Here is a 3,521-nt window from a genome sequence, read left to right on the forward strand (position 1 = left end):
CACCCCCCCGCCTGTACCTTGGGGCGGCCCCCCGCCCGTCCGCCGGGCCCCCGGTCGTGGTGCGTACGGGCCGCCCGTCCGCGATCAGGCCGCCCAGCCGTCGAACCGTCGGCGGGCCAGGGTCCCGGCCATGTCCTCCGGGGCGGCGTCGCGCAGCGACTCCGCGATCTCCATGACGTACCGCCCGTACCCGGACTTGCCCAGGAACTTCCCCAGTTGGTAGGCCTGCTCCGGCTCGATGTAGCCCATCCGCAGGGCAACCTCCTCGATGCAGGCGATGCGCAGGCCCTGACGGTGTTCCAGGGTCTGGATGTACTGGCCGGCGTCGAGGAGCGAGTCGTGGGTGCCGGTGTCCAACCAGGTGAAGCCCCGGCCGAGGTCCACCAGGTTGGCCTTGCCGCGGGCCAGGTAGTCCAGGTTGATGTCGGTGATCTCCAGTTCACCGCGCGGTGAGGGGCTCAGGCCGCGGGCGATGGAGACCACGTCGTTGTCGTAGAAGTACAGGCCGGTGATGGCACGGTTGGAGCGGGGCTTCGCCGGCTTCTCCTCCAGGGAGATCAGGCGTCCCTGCTCGTCGGCCTCGCCGACCCCGTACCGCTCGGGGTCCCGTACCGGGTAGCCGAAGAGCAGCGCGCCGTCGGTGTGCGGCATCTGTTCCTGCAGGAGCAGTGAGAATCCGGGGCCGTGGAAGATGTTGTCGCCGAGGACCAGGGCGACGGAGTCGTCACCGATGTGCTCCTCGCCGATGGTGAAGGCCTCCGCGAGCCCGCGCGGATGCTGCTGTTCGGCGTACGAGAGCTTGATGCCGAGGGCACTCCCGTCGCCGAGCACCTCACGGAACTGAGGCAGGTCTCGGGGCGACGAGATGAGGAGGATGTCGCGGATCCCGGCCAGCATCAGGACCGACAGCGGGTAGTAGATCATCGGCTTGTCGTAGACGGGCAGCAGCTGCTTGGACACCCCCAGGGTGATGGGGTAGAGCCGGGTGCCGCTGCCTCCGGCCAGAATGATTCCCTTCACTGATGGTCACCTCGCGTCGTCGTGGGGCCATGGCCGTCACGAGCCCATGGCCGTTCGAGGCTGCGCGGCAACGGTCGAGCGTGAGTCGAGACGTACCAGGAGCGTTGTCCAGGTGGGCCGGGACGTTCCTCCAGCGTTCCTCCGTCGAGCCGAGTTCCAGCGGGGCTGGATCCGGCGGGGCAAGGGTTGGCCGCATTGCCACCCGCCTGGCGCGACGCCACCGACAATTAAGGAAGTGGTACGTATGCCGAGCCCGATGTCGGACTCCGATCTGCTGCTCAGAGCGGAGGAGTTGGCCTCCGTAGCGGTCCACTACGCGGACCGGGCCGACTCCGATCGCATGCTGTCGCGGACGGTGACCGACGGAATCGTCGACGCGGGTTTCGCCCGCCGGTTCGTCCCCGCCCGCTGGGGCGGCGACGCCGGGTCGACCACCGGGCTGCTCGACGCGCTCGACGCCCTCGCCCAGGGGTGCACCTCGACCGCCTGGTGCGCCTCGGTCGTCGCGGGCGCGGGTCGGATGGGGGCCTTCCTCCCGGAGGCGGGGCAGGCGGAGCTGTGGGCCGAGGGCGCGAACACCCCCGTGGTGGGGGCGTTGATGCCGCGAGGCAGCGCCACCGCGGTCAACGGCGGCTGGCGGGTGACCGGCGAATGGGACTTCACCAGCGCGGTCGGGTTCTCCGAGTGGGCCCTGGTGTGCGCGCTGGTGCCGCAGGGCGGCGAACGCCAGGTGCCGTGGTTCTTCGCCCTGCCGCGCCGGGACTACCAGGTCGCGGACACCTGGGCCGCGGTCGGCATGCGCGGCACCGGCAGCAACACGCTGCTCGCCGACAACGTTTTCGTCCCCGCGCACCGCGGTTTCGCCCGGCAGCGGGTGACCGAGGGGCGCGCCGTCGGTTCCGACGCCCGATGTCACACGGTTCCGTTGCGCCTGCTCAGCGGCGTGCTGTTCGGGGCGCCGGCACTCGGCGCGGCCCGGGCCGCGCTGCGGCTGTGGGCGGACGGTTCGGGTGCCGGAACGGCCGGCGAGGACCGCGGGCTGCGGCTGTCGCTCGCCCGCGCGGTGATCGCCGTCGACGGGGCGGCGCTGCTGCTGGCGCGGGCCGCCCGGATCGCGGACGCTCCCGGGGCTTCGGAGCTGGAACTGGTGCGCAGTCCGGCCGACTGCGCGTTCGCGGTGGAGCAGCTCGTCGACGTCGTGGAGCGGCTGCTGCGTTCGGCGGGCAGCGCGGCGCAGCTCGCCGGGCATCCGTTGCAGCGGATCTGGCGCGACGTGCACAGCCTGTCCAGCCACGTGGCGCTGGAATTCGATCCGGTCGGCGATGCCTACGGGTCACGGCTGGTGGATCCCGTCGAGGGGCTCTGCTCCTCGTGACCCGCACAACAGACCAATTCGAAGTGGGAGAACAGACATGAGCGGGGAAGACCGGCGCACCGTCACGGTGATCGGCGCGGGCACCATCGGACTGGGCTGGATCGCCCTGTTCCTGGGCCACGGGCTGAACGTAGTGGTCAACAGTCGGCGCGCGGACGCGCCGCGGATCGTGGCCGAGGGGTTGGAGCTCTTCGCGCCGTACCTGCCCGACGGTTGCGCGGATCCGGCGGGCTTCGCCGAGCGCCTGAGCTTCGAGCCGGATCTGGAACGGGCGCTGGCGGACGCCGACGTCGTCGTGGAGAACGCCCCGGAGAACCTGGAGCTGAAGCAGGAGCTGTACGAGCGGATCGGCAAGGCCGCCCCGGCGGGGGCGTTGTTGCTGTCCTCCACCTCCACGCTGAACCCCGACGACATGGGCGCGCGGATGGCCGACTCGTCGCGGGTGGTCGTGGGGCACCCCTTCAACCCGCCGCACGTGGTGCCGCTGGTGGAGGTCGTGGCCGGGGAGCGCACCTCGGCCGGGGCCGTCGCGGAGGCGGTCGCGTTCTTCGAGTCGGTCGGCCGGGTGCCGATCGTGCTGCACAAGCCGGTGATGGCGTTCGCGGCGAACCGGTTGCAGTCGGCGCTGCTGCGGGAGTCCGTCCACCTGGTGCGGGAGGGCGTCGTCACGCTGGAGGAACTCGACCGTGTGGTGACGCACTCGATCGGGCTGCGCTGGGCGACCGTCGGCCCGTTCCTCGCCTTCCACCTGGGTGGCGGGCAGGGCGGTCTGCGCAAGTGGTTGGGGACGCTCGGTTCCGGCCTGGAGCGCGGCTGGGAGCAGCTCGGCCGGCCGTCGATGGACCCGGAGACCGTGGAGTCGCTGATCGAGCAGGCGGAGCAGGCGTACGGGGCGAAGACGTACGAGGAGCACGTGCGCGAGCGCGACGCGAAGCAGACCGCGATCCTGCGTTCCCTCGCCGAGGTGTCCGAGCGGAAGTGAGGTGCCGGCGCCGTCGGGCGCCGGCGCCCGGGACGAGTCCCGGTAGGGGCCGCGGGGCGGGCCGGGGGGCGAGCGGGGGGGGGGGGGGGCCGGGGGGGCGCCCGGGGGGGGGGGGGGGGGGGGGCGCGGGGGGGGGGGGGCCGC

3 protein-coding genes are annotated in these 3,521 nt (G+C 72.3%); 2 read left to right on the forward strand and 1 reads right to left on the reverse strand.

Annotated elements, in window-relative coordinates; all coding sequences use genetic code 11:
• Positions 1-84 precede the first annotated feature (84 nt).
• A complete protein-coding gene (gene rfbA / locus AB0D46_RS38350) occupies positions 85-1,020 on the reverse strand; it encodes a glucose-1-phosphate thymidylyltransferase RfbA (protein ID WP_362884719.1) in 936 nt (311 codons plus the stop codon).
• A 256-nt stretch (positions 1,021-1,276) separates the two neighbouring features.
• On the opposite strand from rfbA, the gene AB0D46_RS38355 reads away from it, so the two are divergent.
• Positions 1,277-2,395, forward strand: coding sequence for an acyl-CoA dehydrogenase family protein (locus AB0D46_RS38355; protein ID WP_362884721.1), 1,119 nt, complete (start codon positions 1,277-1,279; stop codon positions 2,393-2,395).
• Positions 2,396-2,432: 37 nt separating this feature from the next.
• The gene (locus AB0D46_RS38360) at positions 2,433-3,377 is read left to right on the forward strand and encodes a 3-hydroxyacyl-CoA dehydrogenase NAD-binding domain-containing protein (protein WP_362884723.1); all 945 of its coding nucleotides are present in this window, start codon (positions 2,433-2,435) and stop codon (positions 3,375-3,377) included.
• Positions 3,378-3,521 lie beyond the last annotated feature (144 nt).

This window comes from Streptomyces sp. NPDC048383 (genome assembly GCF_040651775.1).
In the GTDB taxonomy this organism is placed as follows: domain Bacteria; phylum Actinomycetota; class Actinomycetes; order Streptomycetales; family Streptomycetaceae; genus Streptomyces.